The organism is Candidatus Nitrosocosmicus sp. R (assembly GCF_054408505.1).
This window is the reverse complement of record NZ_CP167090.1, coordinates 1,550,290-1,572,608: the sequence shown is the minus strand read 5'-3', so window position 1 is coordinate 1,572,608 and position 22,319 is coordinate 1,550,290. Positions and strand designations below refer to the sequence as shown.

The following is a 22,319-nucleotide window of genomic DNA, read 5'->3' as shown; positions in this document are numbered from 1 at the left end:
TATTATGAGTCTTCTGACCAAGGTGTAAAGCCAATAAAGTTCATGAGATGATATCATATTTTTCGACATCCATCTACAATACATTAAAAATATTAATCGAATATTCATCTAAAATATTTACAACATCCTTGATTAAAGTTTAAACCCAAATTCTTTCTATTAATAGTCCCTCCAAGTTCTAGTATAATGATGATCCTTTTAGATCGCATTAGTGTTCTACAAAAGGCGAATGTCTTCGATGGGATGTGTAATGATAAAATAGAGAAAGTTTCAAAATTTGTCCTCTATTTAGGACCTGGTTCAACTATTTGTATAGTAACATATACCAATAATGTTCTTATTCGTAGTTGATTTTCTTGTTATTTATTCTTTGATAAAGTTGATTAATAAATATCAACAGTTCTTTGTTTGTTTCTTGATGATTTCTTCTCATATAGTGATGGAGTTCTTCTGTTGATGCATGATAGTCAACTCCTATATTCTTTGCTATTTCTAATGATATCAATGACATCAATAATTTTCGGAGGGTAACATCTGGACCATAATTTATCACGTCAGAATGTAATTCAGCGATAGTGTTCTTAAAATTAGAATATATATATTTGTCCTTGGCCTCTCTGGTTTTAATCGCGAATACATTTCCCATCATTCTATTTTTCATGTGAATGTTTTCTACCATTACGATAAATTCATTGTCTAGTTCCGGAAATTTGGCTAAAACTTCTGAAAGCAAATCTGAAGCATCTTGCTCGCTTACATTCATTTTTTCAGCCAATACAAACAAAACATGGCAAGCCGCGCATCCATTTTCTCTTACAACTTGAGGATTACTTTGTACATGCATTATAGCTTTGGAAATTATGTTTAGAGCCATCTCTTCCCTGTTCATACGGATTACATTCTAATTTATGATAGAAAAACAAATAAAAGCTTAGATCAATGTTGGCCAACATCCAAAAATTATGCGGTAGTACCAAAAATCCTAATAAATTCCAGCCTCCTTTATGATTGGAAATTGATACCAACTTTGACCCTCTTTGATCAGAGTGATGGTCAACTCAATCCTAACATCATCAAGTGGCCTTTCAAGCATTTTCTCCATATTTTGCAGCAAAAAAAGGCTTACATTCCTGTGCAATCTTGATCCCTTTATACAAAGGTCCAAAAATTGGAGAAGAATGAATTATTCAGAATTAGGAATGCTTGCTAACCCCGCAAAAGGCTGGTCCTACTGCAACCAATTCAATTAACATGAAAGCAGGATAAATATATTGAGTCATATATAATGCTATTACTCTAATTTCTCCAATTTGCATATCAAACCCACTAATTGTGTGATACATATCATACGTTTTTCTAACCCCAATTGTTTCATAATCAGTATCATTATCCAAAAATTTTTTGTCTCTTGAGTCATAAAAATGAGGTTTAAAACTCATCGTCTTCATCAAAATGCATCTGTATAGCCTAACGAACCCTATCGTAATTTAAGCATCTCATCCAGTTCATATTTTGGTCCCATGTAACATTCTTCGAACATCCTTGCGGATTTAGGATCTTCTCGTAATCTTTCAATACAGTTTCTTCATCCAAATCGTATCCCGGAAACCGCCTTTATGATCAAAGACCGTATTTAATTTACCAAGATTAGTAACCAAAAATTTAATCATCCCACCAAGTAGTTCTATGTTGTCCACTCTACTCATTAGATCCATATATTCCATGCATAATACAGCAAACGCTTTCGTACTAAAACTCATTTAGTCTTCAATGAAAAAGTCTTAATTGATATCATCATTAGTATAAATTTTAATTAAATGATCTTCCATCTTTTCGATCTCTTAATGTCGTGTAATTTCCGCTAGTAGTGGCCGATTCCCAACATTTAAGAAAATTTGAATATTCTACTTCAAAAAGATCATATCCTATTATCTCACTATTTTTTTTGATTTTGGGGGGATCTAAATCTGTAAGCTGTATGTTGGTGGTCCATCGTCGTCAAAACAAAAGGCTCGATGTATAATTCTGTATTTCTGTTAGGTGTATTGGGATCAGAAGAGATGATAAAAACCATCGACTTGTAAATAGGTTGACTTGTTATCCGGAATTCGATAATATCTGAATACTCTTGTCTGAAAGTTTCATTCACATATGAGAATAACTTGGAGCGATGATTCGAAAAAGGATCAAATCCATTAAATTCTTCCTTCAATTTCTTTGAAAGTGACGTCCAAATTTCTTTGATTACTTCATCCTTTGGCATCTCTAAACCTTCGAAATGGGATGAGTCTTTAAAGTCTTGTCCGAGTATACTTAGTTTCTCTATGGAATTCATCTCTTTTGATCTCAAAATGCATTCCATAATTGTGATAACGAACTTGGTTGAAGGTTCACAAATTATTATTATTTCTTTTCTAAGACCGTCATGTAATGATTCCTTTTCTAACTCCTGTATATCTACAATCTCAAAATACTTTAGATCGGTATGCCTATCTTCAACTTTGATCTTGCCAGAGTATAAAAGAAATAGAATCAATCCTACTATAACTGCGCTAGCAATCGCAAGCATCCCAGTAACCCCTTCAAATGCCTGGCCAGGTGACCAAGTCCCAGTCGCCAAATGTATAACCGCATCTATAATATTTTCAATGTATTTTATTATTATTATGGATAGGAGAATTTCAATAAGCCAAAACCATCCTATTTTCGATCGCTTAACACCAACTCTTTTTAGAGACAGTTCTGCGATAATATGTGACAAAAAAGTCCCTACCAATTTCTTAACTATTAAGCAAAGTGGAAATATTCAATTGAATACAAAAATTCAACTTTATCTTAACTTGTATTTAATCGCAGGCCAGCTTGACCACACTTAATCACTCAACTTGGATATGCTCAACAAATGTTTACAATTATCTTTTTGTATTCTTACATTAAATGTTTTTTTAAGATTTATGGGGCACAAGAAATTTTAACTTTGGTAATTACAAACCCATTGTTAGGATGATGATGCAAGTTATTTCATTCCGATAACGACTTTCAAATCCATCTCATGATTTTGTTCATGCGAGATAATTGTTGTTGATATTTCTCATTTAGCGAATTTTCTAGTAGGAACCGTCTTGATATAAATCTGAGCGGTTCGATATAATTATTATTGGAAACGTGATAGTATCTATAATAATTAATCCTCGACAATGAATTAAATCCTTCTTCCAACGTTTTTACTAGATCTTTATCACCTGGAATGCTTTATTTATTAGACCGGCTTTGTGTAATCTAATTTAGTTAATGAGATTTTACTTGGATTTGTCTTTTGTGTCTGGACAGCATCTCAATGAAATCTTTAAGGCTATCAACCTGATCCCACAACGTCCCATTAAATCTCAGGAAGTTAACTCAGAAGCACTTTCACAATATGTAGAGTTTGAATTTTCAGGCTCCATAACTGATTTTGAAGATGCTTTGCACTTATCACTGAAAAGGAATTTTATTGTTGATTATGTGGTAGCACAAGACTCTCAAAAAGAAAACACATTCACTTTGTTAAAATCTGGTGATTTAGGACAATTGGGTATTTATTTTTGCGATTTTTGTGGGGCATTTTTCAATACTGAAGAAGGGAAGTATCTACACGAAAGGGCCCACTATTTTTATTAGCATGATTCAAAGTCAATCAAATGTTGTTACTAGACCAAAGATCAGCGTGTTTTTGGGACCCTTTTGCATTATATGATTCCTAAATTTGGTAATTATAATAATTACTGGGGAAAAAAAGTAAGGCTAACTCAATAAATATAGGTAACGGTTACTAGTTGACAAAAACATCTCCTAATTTGAATAACTGTCTTTAAGAAATGAATTTGCTAGAGATACGGTTTCAGATCAAATCATAATAGCGTGGGCATATACATTTTATCAAATGTCAATCATAATCCTTAGCGAAATGCCGCGATTATACGGATTAGATTACAAAATCCAAATAATTGTTTCAGACTTTCGGATATATTCCTTTCTAATTGTAGGGAAATAGGCTGATTGAAAAAACCTTATCAATATGAAACGAATTAGGATACTATATTGACGGTTCTGATTTAGCCATATTTTCTTGTGGAATTTATCAGCTTAACTATTAACTATATTCTAGAACAATAATATGCTTAAAGGTTTGACTCCTTCTGATGTTCAAGTTGTCCTTTTTTTGATTATCATTTAACATCCCATAGGGAAGAAACAATACCAATAATGATACCCTACAATTATGTCAATAGTAGATGTTTGGTGACTACAAAAAATTTAGCTTGCATATTTGTAATTTGAACTGAAGATTGAATGCCCGCTCAGGGACTGCCAGTGTGAATTAACTATGCAATTGATTAAACGTAGTGGGAATTTGAAGGCTTGGCAAGTTCATTGTGTAGCAAGGTAATTATCATTTGAACAGGATCAAAGCTTGATAAGAAAAATGATTTCAAATTGGCGGTTGAATTACAAACCGCGTCTATTGCCTTGTATTAAGGCTGGTCTAATGCGCCTCGTGATTATGTTTATCTAATTCTTCAACGGTATCAAAAGCGGCGCCGCACCTACAGTCGAATTTCTTTTTATTTTCTTCTGACATCAAAATAGAATGTATAACAAAGTATTTAATTATAATAAGAACACTTAAAACTGTCACGATTTAAAATTTTGGTTGCTTCCTTTTAAGATGCGGGATACATGATAATGTTTGATATTCTTTATATTGGTTTTGACGTAAATGGCAGGGATGGGTAAATCCAATGATAAATTAATGATAACCGAAATAGCCCTCTGATTCGGATAAGACTAAAAATGTAACTACATATAAAAACCACCGGCTTAATACCATATCTAGTTCCCTATTTTAGAAATGGAAGCAATGAGATGAATCGTTAGGATGGTTAATATCAAAATCTAACATAGATTCGGAGATGCAATTGGAAAACATCCTGAGTTCCACCTTCCTAACCCCAGGATTTATATAATATTAGACGATTGTCTTGGTAATTTTCTTATGAATTATCTGGTAAGACTTATTTGGTTCATAAAAAATCAAACATTTTTCCAGTCTCAATGTTAATTCGAAAAGGAAACTTGGTTTGATCCACTCCAACTTCCCGCTTTTACTACTGGTCTCTAGTAGAGGACTTGATGCACATCATGAAAGTATGAATTCAATCAGATCTACCTCGATCTGATACCAATAAACAATTAATATTATGAAATAATTCTTATATCCCAAAATGATAATACTATTGCACGATGGATTCTCGTAAATATCATATTTGCAGAGACTGTGGTCACCTGAGGATTTCTCATAAATACATTTCAAAACAATCAAATGATCACCACTGCTACATATGTTCATGCACAGGATTCTTTGGCTACGACAAAGATTAAGTTTTTGTTTATTATTCGTTTTAAAAAGGATACTTTACTTATATACACCTTGGACCAATTAAAGAAGACCACGTCTCCACAATTATTTTGGGATAATCCGAATGAAGTGATACGCGAGTTGTCAAATACTTAAAAATTGATAAATAGACTTGGAATTAGCAATTAAGATTTGTTAGACCACTAGAATGATTAGCTAATTAAGATATAGCATGAGCAACGATCAGATCAACAGATGAAAAAATAAAGAATCATATTACTCATTTACAGGGCCAAATAGCGGGGTACTATTTAGTCAAAATCAAACATGTCACCGAAAAAGCCTTTCTTCTTGTGTTTTCTTCTCTGGTAATAATCATCATCATCATCATGATCTTTACCATGGTGATATTTTTGATAATGGTCGTCTTCATATTGATTCTGCATATTGGCAACTTTTTCCAGCTCTCCTCTATCAAGCCAAACTCCACGACATCGTGGGCAGTGATCAATCTCAACCCCATATTTGTTGCTTAACCTCATTTCCGATTCGCAATTAGGACATCTTAAGCTCATTGCCTTATTATCTAATTAAAACTATTTATAATTATTAGACTTAAAATATTGCCGGATTGAATAGATTGCATCTGTATGAAATATAAGATCACCGAAACCCTCCTGGTTGGGAAATAAGGAATGCCAAATATATTTTACTATTACACAATTTATGGGCATATTTAAATTCAGCATAGAATGTTGTCCATCCTTCTTTTTCTTTTGAATTTTTTTAAGTTTGAATCTTTTAAACGAACTCAATTCAGAATGGATATAATATAAAATCGATTAGGAAATCAACAATATCTGAAGTTACTTTTGTCGGCTGAAGACTTTAATAACCATTTTCACGATAGATTTATGCATTTGTGTAATCAAATATAACAGTCTTATTGACAAAGATCGCTATAATCATCGGATCTATAAGAAGTGATAGACAAGGATTAAAAGTGGCAAGATGGATAGAGAAAAACTTGTCAACAGGAATTACGCTATATTTTTCATCAATCCTCTCCAATTGAAATCACCTATGTTAGTTAGAATATATAAGTAAATGTCTAATCCATCCGAAATGCTCCAATCTTTAAGAAATCAAATTAAGGAGGCAGAGGGATATTTTCCAATTACTCTGGAATACAATAGAATTACGTAAAGTGCTATGAAAAATACACTAGATAGAGATGTTCTCTTAAGAATATCAGTAGAAAAATACCAAAAATTCTTGCAGTATATAGATGAAAAATTCTAATATTATTTGCAATAATATACTTCAATATGAGAACATTATTAAGAATAGTTGCTATATTTTCAATTTTGAGTGTGTCTACATTATTTATGACGCTCAACAATAATGGAGCAGCATATGCTATTTGTAGCGAATTAGATGATCCAAATATTTCATGTCATGAGCAGTATAATAGTCACTCTAATACCGCAACCTCTACCTCTTCCTCAACAACAACTGAGGATGAATCCAATCCTATGCTCTGCACGGACTTGAAGTGTAATTTAGGTGATGAATATCTATTAGATCCAAAAACTGATGTAATGGATGACCCTTTAGATCTCTTGGATTATTAGACTATACTCAGGTAGGTTAAAGAATGTAAGAATACTTAAAAAAATCGTAGGATATTCGAGCGGTAAATAAGGTATTCTATACATACATCATGCCAACTTCTATTTAGTTATTTTTTATATCCTTTTGTTTAAAAAAATTCATTAAAAATAATATCTAATTTTTTTGCTGATTCTAACAAACTTGAAACATTCTGAATGACTTCTTGTTTAGAATCAATTGATTTTGGATCAATCGAGATTATTTTCTCCAATGCGGCTGATTTATCTCTAAAGATGATCGATTGGTGTTGGGCAATTATTATATTATTCATTTTATCATTGAATGTTCGTTTTTCCTTCGGCCCGAGTTTCTCAATAACCGCTAATTGTTGTTCGGATACTTGTAATCTGGTCCGCAGCACGAAACGTGCTTCAATGCCAGAGGAGGAAATTATTTCAAGAATATGTTCATGATCTGACTGTAGATGAGCTTTGGCATAAAATTCTGAAGTAACAACTGTAATCTTTTCTTCGCTGATCACAAAATTAGAGTCTCTCAACCATCGGGTAATATTGTTAAAGATAAATTCCCTATTTTCGTCAGTCATTTTCATAAATATATTTATGGAATTATTTAATCTAATTGTTTTATTAGAATAATCTTGTTGTGATCATAATTAAGATTAGTTGAATGGGTAGTGGAAAACGTATGCTTATTTCTTAATATATTACCTAAATAGCGCGAATTAGTAATTCGGTTTTATGAAAAAATGATCCGTGCTGGGCTTTTGGTTGGTATATCCATGATTTTAGAATAAGTTCATTCAGCTATTTATCAAAGTTATTTGCCATCCCAAATGCACATGGAAGTGATACTCCGTATAGTACGGTTTTCTCAGACGAAATATCTCCACCAGTGGATACCCCAGTAGTAGAAATTGCTGATTCCACGCCTTCTGAAAACAGTGTTTAATGCACTGTTAATGCCATCAGAATAGAGGGATCTACAGCAGGGAACATTTATTATGGTATCAAAGGGGAAAACGGATCAGTTATAGTTACCTATTTAAAGACGACACTTCTCAACACCAAGTATCTGAAGCTGGGCCTCTTACATCTAATAATCTTACAGGTCCACGCATAGACATACAATTCTCAGATTTTATCGAAGTATTTGAGGAAGACAATTCCTGTCCAAATATCCCTACAGGGCAATATCCTAGTGGCGAAATCAGACGACAGGTAATAAACTTATTACAAATGAATACTGAAGAGCGATAATTGGGCCCACTCGTATTTTATTCCAATTCCTTTGATTGGTGCTCTATTTCTTCAGTTCTATATAAAACACTGATACTCAACATTCTATAAACCCAATGATTTGGATAAGGGAATATCAGTCAATATATTCAAAAATAAATTTGATTATATGTTAATTTTTTAATTCAGCGGAAATCAAATCCAAACTTAATGCGATTCAAGTCAAAAATTTCTAGAGAAATCCACATAGTCGAAAAGCTATTTCTTCAACTATTCAAAATGGGTAATTTGGCTTTAGCATTCAGCTTCTAAGATGATTCAAAAGAATAATTCAATATGGGGGAACATAACAGAATTAATCTAAAAGAATCTTCAGGTTTTACATATTTGATATTTCTAGGTGTCCACATAAATCCAAAACTCATTTCCAGTTGAAGGGTGTATCGGATATCGATCAAGTTTGGCAGGAACATATAACTGGTTTTATCATATAGAAAAATCTAATCAAACTTTAATATACATATAAATTACAAAATCAATTATGGTAAAAAGGCTTGGTATTATTTTTGCAGGACTATTGATAGTATTATTATTATCAAACATCAACTATAATGCAAACATCCAAGTATTAGCACAGCAAAATACTTCGGCAAGTACGACAAACTCTTCTGTTCCCACTGTTTCTGACACAGTATCAAATATTACAAAGCTTTCAGGCGGTGTAAAGATAATTTCTCCAGATAAAGGAGATCTAGTCCCATTAAATTCAAACAATTCACTAGTAATCAAAGGAGTTTCAAAGGATAATGTAACATCAGATTGTGATGTTTCTGTCATCATAAATAATGTAAAACCCTATCAGAATGTTAATCCTACAGGTGTTCAAGGAGACAATGATTATTCTAACTGGCAATACACAGTAGCAAGCAATTATACAAACATCAATGAAGGAAACAACAAAATAACATCTAAGATTCTTTGTTTAGATGGTCCACAAACATTACAAGCATTTTACTCTGTAAATATTACAGCTACTAACTTTACACAAGCACAGTTATCTAGCTATAACATGATGTTAGAGTCTTCAAATTCAACGACAAATAGTGGTAATATGAGTCAGGCAGCATCAGGTGGATTACAACCTTTTGCACAAATTCAACAATTCAATCAAGATACAGGAAATGGTCCAATATGTTGTAAGACCACCGCAAGCAGTTCTCCAGGATCAGGAATTGGAGGGTCAACTAGTAGTACCAGTAGCAATGACGACGATGATGACTCAAGCATTAGCAGTACCAGTAGCAATGACGACGATGATGACTCAAGCATTAGCAGTACCAGTAGCAATGACGACGATGATGACTCAAGCATTAGCAGTACCAGTAGCAATGACGACGATGATGACTCAAGCATTAGCAGTACCAGTAGCAATGACGACGATGATGACTCAAGCATTAGCAGTACCAGTAGCAATGACGACGATGATGACTCAAGCATTAGCAGTACCAGTAGCAATGACGACGATGATGACTCAAGCATTAGCAGTACCAGTAGCAATGACGACGATGATGACTCAAGCATTAGCAGTACCAGTAGCAATGACGACGATGATGACTCAAGCATTAGCAGTACCAGTAGCAATGACGACGATGATGACTCAAGCATTAGCAGTACCAGTAGCAATGACGACGATGATGACTCAAGCATTAGCAGTACCAGTAGCAATGACGACGATGATGACTCAAGCATTAGCAGTACCAGTAGCAATGACGACGATGATGACTCAAGCATTAGCAGTACCAGTAGCAATGACGACGATGATGACTCAAGCATTAGCAGTACCAGTAGCAATGACGACGATGATGACTCAAGCATTAGCAGTACCAGTAGCAATGACGACGATGATGATTCTGACTTAGGATTTAATTTTGACAACAACAACAATGACGGTTCAGATGATTCTGACTTAGGATTTAATTTTGACAACAACAACAATGACGGTTCAGATGATTCTGGCTCTGGTGTGGGTGGAATATTAAATGACGTAGAAGATACAATGAGATCTGTAGGAATCGACTTCAGCTTTAGCTGATAATCCTATTATTGATTTGGGTAAACTAATTTCTTTAACCCACCTTTTGCAGAGATACTCAGTTGAATTCCTTCTTATGTGGTAATCAGATTAAAGGAACGGCTACAAACCGCATTAAAAAGACTGAAATTTACCTCAATGCAATTGAAAAACCAACTAAAAGATCCTACTGATGCTTACACGGGAGAGGATATGGATTTTAGATTCATCTCTAATATGTTCCTCGAATGGGTTGAATCAATCTGCCATCCAATCAGTATTCTCAAGATAATTTATTAATTTAACCATTTGTTCTATTCTTATTTTCCCACCTGCTTGATTCATACATGATTTATAATGGATTAGTAATAATTCATCATCGCTCTTTGAAATAATTTTACCTTCTTCAATGCTATCAAAAAATTTGTCTTCCTTTTTGGTATGGTCCTCTATAAAAATGGCATACGCTTTCAAGAATCTTGCAATAGGTTCTAGTAGCGCTTTTGTTTGCTCTTCATTCTGATTAGCTTCTTTAATTTTCGATTTCCAGTTGTTCACTGCCCTCCTGAGCATAATGGCTATTCTTCTTCCAAACTCATGCTCAATCAGAAATTTCCGAATGTCTTTTGAAAATTCGCCTTTTTCTTTAGTCTCGGGAAAGTATGCTTTTTCTTCTTTTCCGTGGTGAAAATGATCAACAAATTCCTCTATTACGACCGAAATAATTTCTATATCTTCTATAGGAACAGGTTGGTTTTTATATAACCTATTTGAACATTTTAAAGCAACTTCTTTAATTCTTCTTATAGTAATATGATCATCCTTAAGATCCTGGGTTGATTTCAATTTCGACAATTAGTTAGTATGATTTTCGTTAAATAAATCCTCCAACTCATTTTCTAAATCTAAAGGATAAAGTTACTTTAATTATTGATTGGGTTGTTAAGTTTAGTGGTTAGAACCACCTTGGTATCTATGCGTTCAAATAGGTTGAGCCACATAATTAAAACAGATTACAATGTGCCTTGATACAGAAACAATAGTCACCAAAACCTTCGATCCTACTCGTGAAATGTTGAATTGTCCTATCAATGAATCTGTACGCATGTATGGAATGATTCTGGTGTTTCGATCTCAAGAATCTATGGGCCAATGGGTACCAGTACAATAATTGATATTAAGTGGATAATTTCTATACCCATTGATTAAACACGACAGAAACCTTTCAGCCACAAACATGTTTCTCTCTTAATATGGAGAGCGAGAATTTCCATGCTTTTTAGTTCAATTGCGACTCATAGGCAGGTTAATGTTGAATCAGCCTGATTAGTCTCATAATCGAGGTATTCTACGATCCCTTTTAGGGATGGATATCTTCTCGGGATATTACAATTGAGTTTGTTTTCATATAGTTATGTGATTTCTCCTTGACATAAATAAGAAATGCCTTTGAAAAACTTTAAGTTGAAAATACAAGAAAATACAAATTTAATCCATAGCCAATATTTGGTGAATGTATTCTGTTTCTTTTATTGTAATGTATTAAAAAGAAGACAGTTTTGATCTATAGATTTATCGGTAGATTAACAACTTTATTAAATAATTAAAGATTCTCAAAATAAAACTTGTTAATGAATGTTGCCCACTCAGTAAAATTCAATTCAATCAATTTTGAAATTTTCTTCATAGAAATTACAAATTGACCGATAGTCGACCTCGTTACACGGATTTTCATGATAATCATGCTTTAATCTCGCCCATTATCGATGAGCCTGGATTGATTCTTGCCCATTAATATAAGGAAATCTGTGATGGCCCTTCACTAAATTAGGAAAAAGGTTACGAGCCTTTTGAAGTTCCCGGGGTTGGAAGAGCCACCCCATTGATAACTTTGGATTCCTCCGAACTTAAGAAGCAAATCACCTTAGCCAAATCCTGGGGTGGTATCCAAGTTGAATAATTGGAATTAGGCATAGATGCCCTGTTTGATTCTGTATCGATTATAGTTGGGAGTACACAATTGATATTTATGTTTAGACCCCTTATCTCCTGCGCCATAGATTCAACTAATCTTATTAATCCTGCTTTCGATGCTGCATAGGCAGAATCATTACCATTTGCTTTTGCTCCTGTTGCAGAAGATACATGAACAATCTTTCCAAACTCTTTCTTTTTCATAGTTGTCAACACGTGTTTACTTATAAGAAATGCAGATTTTAAATTAATAGACATCATTTTATCCCATTCCTCTTCACTTGTTTCAGTTACACTTTTGCCACCAATATACCCTCCAACTATATTTGTTAAAACATGGATTTGTCCAAATTTCTCAAGTATATTCGAGATTAGTATTTTGACCTCATTCTCATGAGTAATATCTACCTTCATGAATTCGACTACTGTATCATGATTATCATTTTGTACACTATTACTTTTTTCAAGAATCTTTTCCCTCAATTCTTGCATTTCGGTTTCAGATCTAAACGTTATAATAAGTGCTCTTGGGGATAATTTCATAAATGCTTCTGATACTTTGGAGCCCAATGCACCTGTACCACCAGTAACCAAGATAACTTGATCAAAAAAAGCACGATCCATAGTTTACATTATACCTAGTTATGAATTTACTTTTCCTTTTCCTACTTCGCTATAAATAATACTAGATTGCACATGTTATTTGGGTATGATTATTATGATCACTTTCTGTCAAAATATCTGAGTAGATAAGCCAGTCATAACATAGAAACATCCCAAAAGAGGCGATCGAGTTTGTTTAAATCCAATGTAGTTCTTTGCCAAATGGATCACTGCATGGACATGTCATTTTTGACCAAGTATGATAAACTGATAGTTGAACTCGGCAGCGGCGATGGAAAATTGTTATATCGATTATCGAACAAAGAAGAAGAAACGACTACTTTTTATCTTGGAATAGAAATAGATGCTTCTCAGTACAGGAAATCTTGTCTTTTACTTCCAAATAGGAAATCTAATTTGTTATTTGTAAATAGTCAGTTTGAGGGGGTGATTGACCAATTGCCGGATTGTTCAGCGGATGAAATTTTGTCTATACTACCGCATCCCAAATATATTGATCGTGAAAATATGAGATTTTGGAAACCAATATACAAAACCATATTACACAAAATTAAGAAAAATGGTCATCTTCTGTTAATAACCGAATTTACAGACGAGTTTTTTTCACCCGTTATTTATGATGAATATATGAATTGGAAAGAGTGGATTGTTGAGACTTTTACCGATTTAGGGTTTTATGTAGGAAATATTATTGAAGGCGTACCTTATAATTATACATCTAAATTTATAGATTTATTTAGTAACGATCAAGAGAGAATCAAAATACTTACTATATACCTGACTAAACATTGAAATTAGCCCCAATAGCTTTTTTCTAACTACAAGAATCAAAATTTAGATTTTAAAATAACAATTTCAAGAAATTGAGGGATTTCTATCATTTTTTGTTTTCACGTAAAGTCCTATTACTAAAAAAGCTATACCTACCACCATAATTATAAGGCCATTGTAGGTCCAATCTTGATTTGAGTACATAAAAGAAGAAGAAGGTCCAATCAAAGAAATACTCTGAAACTGAAATATGATTCCCATAATTATCAATAAGGTTCCGACTATGATTAACCATCTACCTGGTTTGAGAATTAATCTTGTCATTTCTGGTATACCTTAAATTAAGTTAATTATAAACATAGTTTGGTTTAGCGAACAAGAAAAAAATTACCTACTAGTTTGTAATAATCCGACAAAATTTAAAAAATGTGGTTGGCCGAATTTCCATTTTTATTTTTAAACTTGAAAGCAAGATGCATTTGGTTTTATTTCTATTATGAATTCTTGCAGGATATAGAGGTATTATCTTTTTAATTAACCCGTATATTCTATTATCTTCTAATAAAATGTAATTTAGATATTGTCTGCTAGAAGGAACAGAATGAATGTCCTTGTACCATCATGATGTAAAATACCGAATCATGCAATGTTTGTTATTCATTCATTCTTTTCTTGTTTTATAAAACTTTTGCATGGAAAATTGGCAGGCTAGGATATTTTGATTACCGGTTTTCAATTGTTGACTACAGCTTAAAAGTTGAGGCTCACCATATGGTAATTGCCAAAGTAGCATTTGTTCCTTTTTTCGTTATGACGATGAATAGTTCTCATATTTTGTCATTGACGCAATAGGAGATTTAGTTAACAGAACCACATTTCAGGGGGGGGGGATGATGATAGATTCAATCTCTTTAAATATTTGATCTGGTAACAGAACACATTGCCTGATAGTAACAAGGATCTAGTATATAGCACTATTCTTCAGTGGTTGAAGGATTATAATTATACCATAAAGGAGGAAAACACCAGAACTAGTTCATCAGAGTACTATGCCAAGGTATTTCCACCAAACCAGGATATAAAATTTTTTGAAATAGTTTCTGACGTTGATCTTAAGGATGGGTTTTTACTCCGTATGAGCGTAGCATTTAACCCCAAGGATAGAAGCGACTTTGAACATCTAAAAGAGGAGGTTCAAAATAGTCTTTTTATACGATTGCACAAGATACTATCGCCAATCAGATTACTCTGCAAAATTGAAAATTCAGTGATCAGTGTAGAGAAGTACTTGTTTGTTGATGTAAATTCTATAGGATGCAAACAATATTTGTGGGATAGCGTAATTGAAATGTCAAACGCGATGTATCTAATTGAACTTACATTTTATGAATTCATTGGAGATCTATTTCCAAGAAGGGATAAGTAATAATGGGGATCAATTAAATTTACTGTGATTAACAAGTACTACTTTTCAAGATGGTGTGACAATTGACTACTCATAAATCTTGGCTATGGGCTAAAAATCTTTGATTTGCATAGGAGAATGCTGGGTTTTACGGCTAGTATTTAATTTGGGTAGGGTAACAGTCTGATTCGGTGACTCTAGTGATTTGATATGTCAAACGAGGTAACCTTTTTTGGTTACAGTCCTGGTATACAAACCGGTGAAATCAATTTTGTATTTAATTTGGGCGCTACTTAATTCTCATTTTTTTGATTTCGTTTTTAAAGTCTTGCAGGATATAGAGGTATTATCTTTTTAATTAACCCGTATATTCTATTATCTTCTAATAAAATGTAATTTAGATATTGTCTGCTAGAAGGAACAGAATGAATGTCCTTGTACCATCATGATGTAAAATACCGAATCATGCAATGTTTGTTATTCATTCATTCTTTTTTATCGGAACCGAAGTTGTAGGATGTTTATAAATAAATGTCTAAAAATTTCACATCAAATCTCTTATTTCCGATGCATGCAGCCACTGTCCGTACTACATTACAATGTAACACACGACTTATGGTGTATCAAATAAAAAAATGCATCCGTAAATGACTACTGAGTTGGATTTCGTCATCAAATTCCATTGCACAATGTCTACAATGAAATATCCCCATAGATTCGCCGCTTGTCCGTTTCATTACGATTATCGTATTGGTAGAATTTCTATCTCGGGTTACAACATATTCAGCGATTGAATTTCTTAGGATAATGTCTCTAATTTTATGTTTGATATCATTTATATGATCTAAATTATCGTTTAGTTCTACCCCTTTAACTGTGGCTGGGTCATAGGTGGGCCTACCTTGAATGTCTCCTTTCTCAATGTTTTCAGTGTTTATAATAGTGTAGTAACGTGTAAGATTATTATCATTTGGGAAAAACTCTAACTCAAGGGCTCTTAATAAGACGGACCTCGTATTAACATCAATATTTTCCAAGTCTATATAAACAGACAATAGAAGTTATTTGGATGAGCTCTTTTTAACTATTCTTTTCCTACCCTCAAACGAAACCTGGTTCTAACCGAAATATGATGACTATTTGACAGCCCAGATTAATGAATTTGAATCGAATAGGTTTTCAAAATTAAACTTTTCAATCATATGTTTAACTAGTCCTAGTCCATTTTTTGCCCTAATTACCCTTCTTAACAAATCTAAATCTAGTTGAATACCTAAGGGACACGTCTTGTCCTAACATTTTTTCTGGTGTATTATGCTTTCAAATCTGGAATTTATTGCTGGTTTAACTTGTCTTTAATACTGAGGACCCAAACAACATTGTATATAGAGTTTATGCAAAATCACGAAATTGGCTAGCTTTTTTATTTAAAATATCGGATTAAGGCATACCTGTAAGCAAATTTCGCTGGAGAGATGAACGATAAAGGCATTGATTTGTCCAGACCGGATGTCATCGAACCCAACGGAAATACAAGAGGCAGGATAAAATTACTTAAACATAGAGTATAAAATCTGGTTCATACTGTGGTTCGTCCATATTACACCACAGGGATGTACTTTCAAAACAGAGCAGTTTTGACTATTAATCAACTAGACTGCATCTGTTTTGATTTGCTCGGAGCTTTCTTTTTTGTCACCATCAATGCGACTCCTGCGAGGATTATAACCATCGCTATTACAGTAATCAGAGTTAAAGTCTCATGCAAAACTGCCACCCCTAGAAGCACTGCTATCACTGGACTAAAGTAGGCAAATGTATTAGCAAGAGAGGCGGAGGTCACCCTTAGAAGCCAGTAAAAATCGGTAAACCCTACAACCGTAATTATTCCTATCAAGTATATTTGGGCTACTACAGACTGAATAGAAACCTGCATCAAATCCAAATCCCTATACTCGCCAAATATGAAACTCACACCCGTAAGCATCAAGCCTCCAGTAATCATTATCATGCTTGCAGAAGCCAATATACTAACTGGGAGTTGAGCTCTGGTTGAATAGATTGACCCGATAGCCCATGAAATCGAACTAATTATTAGCGCTACAGTTCCAATTGGATTTAGGTCTCCTGAACCAATAGAAGGGCCAACCAGGAGCATCAATCCACCAAAACCAGCGACCAACCCTAGGATAGTTCCTCTTGACATTTTCTTACCGATAGTATCTTTCTTAAACCATCTATAGATCAGATAGCCTATAATCGCTACCCATAAAGGAATGGTAGAGTTTAACAATCCTGTCATCCCTGAGGTTAAGTATTGGGCTCCCCAAGTTAACAACCCTTGTCCCCCCAAGAATAGAGTAACACCTAGAATGAGACTGTCCTTCCATTGCTGGAGTGAAATTCGTTCCCTAGGTACCTGTACTAGTGCTCGAATCTTTTGTCCCGCTTCAGGCATCTCTTGTGAATGCTCGGGGTCGTGATGTTCCCACAATCTATATCTATTGACTTGAAGAAAATAAACTGTGAACAATATCGCACCGGCTATAATAAACCGTAAACCGGCACTCAAAAGAGGTGGAATCGTATCGATAGCCACTTTAATAGCAAGGAAGCTGGAACCATTAATTACCCATAGTGAAATCAAAATTAACCATATCTTGGTCTGGTGATTCAAATTCATTTTCTTCTAATATCAGTTGGATGCTCAAAGTACGGAAATAAAAGTTTATTTAAATATCTGAATAATAATTATGGGTTGAGACTGGTTTGAAATCGGTCTCAACCCTATAAACCTTCAAGACATGCTTAATTTTCTAAAAAAAATAATGAGGGCAAACGCCTCAATTGCCCAGAGATCTCAGGGAAAAGAATCTGAGCATGATAATTGAATGTTATCATAATACTTTTGGCTGAACCTTGATTTAACATGAAATATTAAGGATCAATTTATTCATATCCCTAATGAAAATCAACCCACTTTTTTTAGTGACTGGTTTAACTTTGGTTGCAGCTTTAGTTCCTAATGGAATATATATTCAACACGTAAATGCTCAAAAAGTTGGTGATGTTATTGCTCCAATGCCCAGAAATGACACGATCCCAACATCTGATAAAATTCAGGTATCCATTGTACCTGGAGCGACATTTCTAACCGACACTGCTTATAATCCAAATCCTATAGAGGTGAACGTTGGGCAGACTGTCATATGGATAAATGACGATTTTTCATTTCATACTGTTACTTCAGGGGAAGTGGGAGATACCAACCCAGATCGTATTTTCGATTCAGGGTTGGCAGGTCCAACAGCATTAGCAAGCACTGGTAAGACTTATGAATACACATTTGAATTAGCAGGTGAATATCCATATTTTTGTATCTTACATCCGGGCATGGTGGGAAAAGTGATTGTCATCTAGATAAAATCAATATGCTTTATCTAATTGAATTTCACACTAAAATTATGACTAGTAGGATGGAATTTGTTATTGTATATAGATTTAGTTAGAACCGGATTACGGATTAATCAAGTCTGTAATAGTTGACATTCTTTGACCATTGTTTGTTTAGATGGGTGTATTAACAATATAGATTTGTAACATATCGGAATTTGAAATCTTGTCCTATTCACCTCATTAAAGTCAAAAAATTTTCGACTTAATCAAAGAACTCGAGTGGATAAACTATCAGTAGATCACATTTCGATAATTTTGTTGATTCTACTGATCAATACTTCATTCTCAACTGGCTTTTGAATGAAAAGTTCTGGGTCAAAATCTTGAAATTCATTGCTGCGATATTGTTGATGAAACTGTTCACTAGAAGTCAAAAAGCATACTTTGGTTTTTTTGTCAAACATCCTGATTTGATTATATAACTCAAACCCCGTCATTCCAGGTAACTTTAGATCGATCATTACTAAGTCATAATAGCATGTCTTGTACATTGATAACGCAACGATTGGATCATTGTAAATATCTGCTTCAAATCCTCTTTCTTCAAGTATTATCTTAAAGACAAAAGTGATATCATATTCATCATCGACTATCAATATTTTTCTTCTGGTCATCATAATAGCCCAACTACGATTATTTGTTGTTACCCTGTTCAGAATTCTTAAGGGGTAATACAAATGAAAATGTTGCTCCTTGTCCCACCAGGTTGTTCTCGGCCCATATCCTACCACCATGTGCCTCTATAATGCTCTTTGAAATAAACAACCCAAGGCCGATGCCGTGAAAAGATTTAGTCGCAAACTTTGTAAATAGCTTTGGTAGTATCTCACTATCTATTCCCGTCCCGTTGTCCATTATGCTTACTTCCACCATGGAATCGGATTTGTCATCATTTTGGAGTTTCGTTAGTTTAACCGTAATAGTGATCAAGCCTCCTGGGCTGGGCAAAAATTTTATTGAATTGTTAATCAAATTGGAGACAACTCGGCTAATGCCACCTTTGTCTGCAAAAATTTGTACGTCGTCTACTTCATTATATTTAATTTCAATCTTACTTTTTTCAAAATTTGTTTCATAATTGTGAATATTCTCTAGTATAATATCTCTAATTCTGAATTTTTCCAGATATAAGTTTAAGGAATATCCCTCCATTTTGGTGACATCAAGTATATCCTCAGCAAGTTTTTTCAACCTTCTGGAATTACGACTGACGATTTCAACAAGCTCCTTTTCCCTGGAACTATGTGCGTTATTTCTAAGTATATCTACCGCCCCAAGGATTGGCTGAATTGGTGTCCTTAGTTCATGTGCAGCTGTATTAATAAATTCCTTATGCATTCTCTCGTTTAATTTTAACTGTTTGTATAATTCTGTTTGTTTCCATAAACTTTCAAAAATCGAATAATAGGATAATACCGTTGATTTACTATTAGAATACGTTACTAATCCAATGGCCTCAGATACGGTATTCTTAGAATCATCTTTTAGTTCCACTGCCAGTGAGTATTTCTTATCAATCACTACTATTGATACTTTGGTTTGCATGCTTGGCTCCATTAGTCTAATTTTAATTCTGTCTGAAATACCTTGATCTTCGAACTCGTCTATAGTCTGATAAATCAACTTGTCCTCCGGGACCAAAATTCTTATATTTAAGGATTTAGTTTCCAGTCTTTCCCTTATTATATCAAATGTCCCAGCATACTTTTGACGTCTAAATGCATTCGGAGTTGAAAAAATTCCAACAATATCTTCCTTCGCAGATACGATGAGGCTGTAGAATAAATTCTCGAATGTTTCAGGATTTTGAATTATTTCTATCCCTTCATTATCTACTCCAGCCTCGATATCATTAATCCTATTTTTCATGTCAATTCCATTTTCCCATAATTCATCAAAGATTGAATTAAAATGCTCGATATACGCTGGCTCATTGGTTGTAAGTAGGTTTTGAAGGATTTGCCCGCCTTCTGTTTTTTGTATCGTTGCTATCATTTCTTTTTCTGAAGCGGCAAAGTTGATTGGTGGTAGATTTTTTACATGCTTGATATTTATTCCTAATGCCAAAAACTTGTTTACTACCTCGATATCGTTACTATCTGTAATAGATGTTATAATCTTAATTCCGTTGTGCCCGTGGATTCTTCCACTTCTGCAAATTTGCTGATAAATTTCAAAATAGTTATTGTATGCTAATCTTAATCCAGAAGGTCTAGTACACAGAATAAACTCCATAGAGTCAGATAGGATACTTTTGCTCTTTAAAATAATATCGTCAATATTTTGAATTATTTTAATCTCTTTAAGTACCGTATCCAGATACTCTCTTGTGTCTACTTCCGTGAATGATGGCTGTAATCCAGTGCGATTAGTCAATTCTGCTTTTTCCTTTTCGACTACTGCAAAGACCTTTTTTTCTATTTCTTGTACCATCTGTGCAGAACCTATGCTAACTAGAAGTTTTGACTCTTCAATGGCAGAGTCTCTTATTGATTGTCGTAACTTCATTTCCTGTGAAATTGTGATAGCGGAAGAATAAAGGCCAAGTGTAAATAGATAAGTAGAAAGAAGAACTAATGAATGTGCAGCAACACCGAAGGTTGGTTCTATCGCTGAAGTAGAAAGAGCAATCCCAACTATTGTATTACCAAGACCCGCTAAGATAAGATAATCTCTAACTTTTGATGATTTCAATTTCTTCGCAACGATGAAGAACGCTAGACCAAATAAGATATTTCCAGCTATCGTTCCTACTCTAAATAGTACTCTAAAATAGTATCTATATGCTTCGTCAATCCCAGCTAGACTTTCACCTGAAAAGAAGCCAGGCATCTTACCAATTAAATAGAGTACAAGTGGTAGAGACATTATAATCCAAAGATATATTGGAAATGGGCCAATTTTCTTATAAACACTCCGCAATAGCATTGTAGAGGCTATCCATCTGAAAATAAATCCAATTGGCAGAATTATAGAGTTGAGATAGTTATACAATTCTAGATATGACTCTGGGATTATGAAGAGCGCCGTTTCATCTGTTTTCGTATCGACAAATACAACTTGTCCATCATATTTCTCAGATCCTTTATATTGAAATGATGATCCTATGACTTGATTTTCAGGCACAGGCTCTTCATATATGATTTGGACCATTAGCAATTTTGTACTCGCGTCTTCAAAAATAGAACAAGCTAGAGTCAATGCAGCAAGGGCATAGAACAGGACTATGGGACTTTTATACTTGCTGGCCCTATACCATGAAAAAAATTTAAAAGCTATAACTAACATGATCACCGTGGCAAGCAATGAACTCACTGCGAATATTGACTTTGATAAAATGTATTCTGGATTTCCAAAAAATAACATGATTAACAATGTAATCAAAATTCCGAATTGTACAATAATTACTGTCCAGTGCATTAGGTTGCTTAAAAGTGATTTACTTCTCAATTCTCTGCTTACCCTATGAGCAAAGCTCAGGAGAACAAAAGAACCAATCCCATAAGAAATGACGATAGTCATAATCATCATGATATTACCGGATATGTGGGTATAATCCAATAATTGGCGCGTCATTAACAAAGCAATGATTACTAATACTATTATCGATATTCCCATGGCAATCGGTAGTTGAGTGTTGCCAAGCAGTTCAGGTATTGGATTAGTCCACCTCAGGTTCAATAGTCGTGCTAAGAAGGAGCTCGTATTAGGCCTTTATCATTTTAATTTCTATATATTTAGTCTATA

The 22,319-nt window shown here is 34.0% G+C and carries 20 protein-coding genes; 6 read left to right on the top strand and 14 right to left on the bottom strand.

Annotation, left to right across the window (positions count from 1 at the left end):
- Positions 1-337: 337 nt before the first annotated feature.
- The 4 genes from AAGU22_RS08110 to AAGU22_RS08095 all read right to left on the bottom strand — a co-directional run bounded on the left by AAGU22_RS08110 (position 338) and on the right by AAGU22_RS08095 (position 2,761).
- Positions 338-889 carry a hypothetical protein gene (locus tag AAGU22_RS08110; RefSeq protein ID WP_458721683.1) on the bottom strand — a complete coding sequence of 184 codons (552 nt, stop codon included), beginning with the start codon at positions 887-889 and terminating at the stop codon, positions 338-340.
- A 304-nt stretch (positions 890-1,193) separates the two neighbouring features.
- The gene (locus tag AAGU22_RS08105; RefSeq protein ID WP_458721682.1) at positions 1,194-1,439 is read right to left on the bottom strand and encodes a hypothetical protein; all 246 of its coding nucleotides are present in this window, start codon (positions 1,437-1,439) and stop codon (positions 1,194-1,196) included.
- A 132-nt stretch (positions 1,440-1,571) separates the two neighbouring features.
- Positions 1,572-1,760, bottom strand: a complete 189-nt coding sequence (locus AAGU22_RS08100; RefSeq protein ID WP_458721681.1) for a hypothetical protein — start codon at positions 1,758-1,760, stop codon at positions 1,572-1,574.
- Positions 1,761-1,936: 176 nt separating this feature from the next.
- Entirely contained in the window at positions 1,937-2,761 is an 825-nt protein-coding gene (locus AAGU22_RS08095) for a hypothetical protein (protein ID WP_458721680.1), read from the bottom strand.
- Positions 2,762-3,309: 548 nt separating this feature from the next.
- On the opposite strand from AAGU22_RS08095, the gene AAGU22_RS08090 reads away from it, so the two are divergent.
- The gene (locus AAGU22_RS08090; RefSeq protein WP_458721679.1) at positions 3,310-3,660 is read left to right on the top strand and encodes a hypothetical protein; all 351 of its coding nucleotides are present in this window, start codon (positions 3,310-3,312) and stop codon (positions 3,658-3,660) included.
- 865 nt (positions 3,661-4,525) lie between these two features.
- On the opposite strand, the gene AAGU22_RS08085 is transcribed toward AAGU22_RS08090, so the two are convergent.
- Positions 4,526-4,678, bottom strand: a complete 153-nt coding sequence (locus AAGU22_RS08085) for a hypothetical protein (RefSeq protein ID WP_458721678.1) — start codon at positions 4,676-4,678, stop codon at positions 4,526-4,528.
- Positions 4,679-5,709: 1,031 nt separating this feature from the next.
- Positions 5,710-5,973 carry a TFIIB-type zinc ribbon-containing protein gene (locus AAGU22_RS08080; protein ID WP_458721677.1) on the bottom strand — a complete coding sequence of 88 codons (264 nt, stop codon included), beginning with the start codon at positions 5,971-5,973 and terminating at the stop codon, positions 5,710-5,712.
- A 753-nt stretch (positions 5,974-6,726) separates the two neighbouring features.
- Here AAGU22_RS08080 and AAGU22_RS08075 point away from each other — a divergent pair.
- A complete protein-coding gene (locus AAGU22_RS08075) occupies positions 6,727-7,032 on the top strand; it encodes a hypothetical protein (RefSeq protein ID WP_458721676.1) in 306 nt (101 codons plus the stop codon).
- A 128-nt stretch (positions 7,033-7,160) separates the two neighbouring features.
- Here AAGU22_RS08075 and AAGU22_RS08070 read toward each other — a convergent pair whose 3' ends face one another.
- Both AAGU22_RS08070 and AAGU22_RS08065 read right to left on the bottom strand, forming a co-directional pair.
- Positions 7,161-7,619 (bottom strand): DUF2299 family protein, encoded by a 459-nt coding sequence (locus AAGU22_RS08070; RefSeq protein ID WP_458721675.1) that lies wholly within the window; start codon positions 7,617-7,619, stop codon positions 7,161-7,163.
- 220 nt (positions 7,620-7,839) lie between these two features.
- Entirely contained in the window at positions 7,840-7,962 is a 123-nt protein-coding gene (locus AAGU22_RS08065) for a hypothetical protein (protein WP_458721674.1), read from the bottom strand.
- 850 nt (positions 7,963-8,812) lie between these two features.
- Between AAGU22_RS08065 and AAGU22_RS08060 the strand changes: the two genes are divergently transcribed.
- Positions 8,813-10,363 (top strand): hypothetical protein, encoded by a 1,551-nt coding sequence (locus AAGU22_RS08060; protein WP_458721673.1) that lies wholly within the window; start codon positions 8,813-8,815, stop codon positions 10,361-10,363.
- A gap of 237 nt (positions 10,364-10,600) precedes the next feature.
- Here AAGU22_RS08060 and AAGU22_RS08055 read toward each other — a convergent pair whose 3' ends face one another.
- Both AAGU22_RS08055 and AAGU22_RS08050 read right to left on the bottom strand, forming a co-directional pair.
- The gene (locus AAGU22_RS08055; protein WP_458721672.1) at positions 10,601-11,197 is read right to left on the bottom strand and encodes a hemerythrin domain-containing protein; all 597 of its coding nucleotides are present in this window, start codon (positions 11,195-11,197) and stop codon (positions 10,601-10,603) included.
- 984 nt (positions 11,198-12,181) lie between these two features.
- Positions 12,182-12,940, bottom strand: coding sequence for an SDR family oxidoreductase (locus AAGU22_RS08050; protein ID WP_458721671.1), 759 nt, complete (start codon positions 12,938-12,940; stop codon positions 12,182-12,184).
- A 201-nt stretch (positions 12,941-13,141) separates the two neighbouring features.
- Between AAGU22_RS08050 and AAGU22_RS08045 the strand changes: the two genes are divergently transcribed.
- Both AAGU22_RS08045 and AAGU22_RS08040 read left to right on the top strand, forming a co-directional pair.
- Positions 13,142-13,732, top strand: a complete 591-nt coding sequence (locus AAGU22_RS08045; RefSeq protein ID WP_458721670.1) for a hypothetical protein — start codon at positions 13,142-13,144, stop codon at positions 13,730-13,732.
- Positions 13,733-14,651: 919 nt separating this feature from the next.
- The gene (locus AAGU22_RS08040) at positions 14,652-15,137 is read left to right on the top strand and encodes a DUF2299 family protein (protein ID WP_458721669.1); all 486 of its coding nucleotides are present in this window, start codon (positions 14,652-14,654) and stop codon (positions 15,135-15,137) included.
- A 602-nt stretch (positions 15,138-15,739) separates the two neighbouring features.
- On the opposite strand, the gene AAGU22_RS08035 is transcribed toward AAGU22_RS08040, so the two are convergent.
- Together AAGU22_RS08035 and AAGU22_RS08030 are read right to left on the bottom strand one after the other, a co-directional pair.
- On the bottom strand, positions 15,740-16,171 hold the full coding sequence (locus AAGU22_RS08035; protein WP_458721668.1) for a hypothetical protein: 432 nt from the start codon (positions 16,169-16,171) through the stop codon (positions 15,740-15,742).
- Between the two features lie 593 nt (positions 16,172-16,764).
- Positions 16,765-17,799, bottom strand: coding sequence for an EamA family transporter (locus AAGU22_RS08030; protein WP_458721667.1), 1,035 nt, complete (start codon positions 17,797-17,799; stop codon positions 16,765-16,767).
- Between the two features lie 281 nt (positions 17,800-18,080).
- Between AAGU22_RS08030 and AAGU22_RS08025 the strand changes: the two genes are divergently transcribed.
- Positions 18,081-18,536, top strand: coding sequence for a cupredoxin domain-containing protein (locus AAGU22_RS08025; RefSeq protein ID WP_458721666.1), 456 nt, complete (start codon positions 18,081-18,083; stop codon positions 18,534-18,536).
- Positions 18,537-18,811: 275 nt separating this feature from the next.
- Here AAGU22_RS08025 and AAGU22_RS08020 read toward each other — a convergent pair whose 3' ends face one another.
- The gene (locus tag AAGU22_RS08020) at positions 18,812-19,189 is read right to left on the bottom strand and encodes a response regulator (RefSeq protein WP_458721665.1); all 378 of its coding nucleotides are present in this window, start codon (positions 19,187-19,189) and stop codon (positions 18,812-18,814) included.
- 16 nt (positions 19,190-19,205) lie between these two features.
- Positions 19,206-22,253, bottom strand: a complete 3,048-nt coding sequence (locus tag AAGU22_RS08015; protein ID WP_458721664.1) for an ATP-binding protein — start codon at positions 22,251-22,253, stop codon at positions 19,206-19,208.
- Positions 22,254-22,319 lie beyond the last annotated feature (66 nt).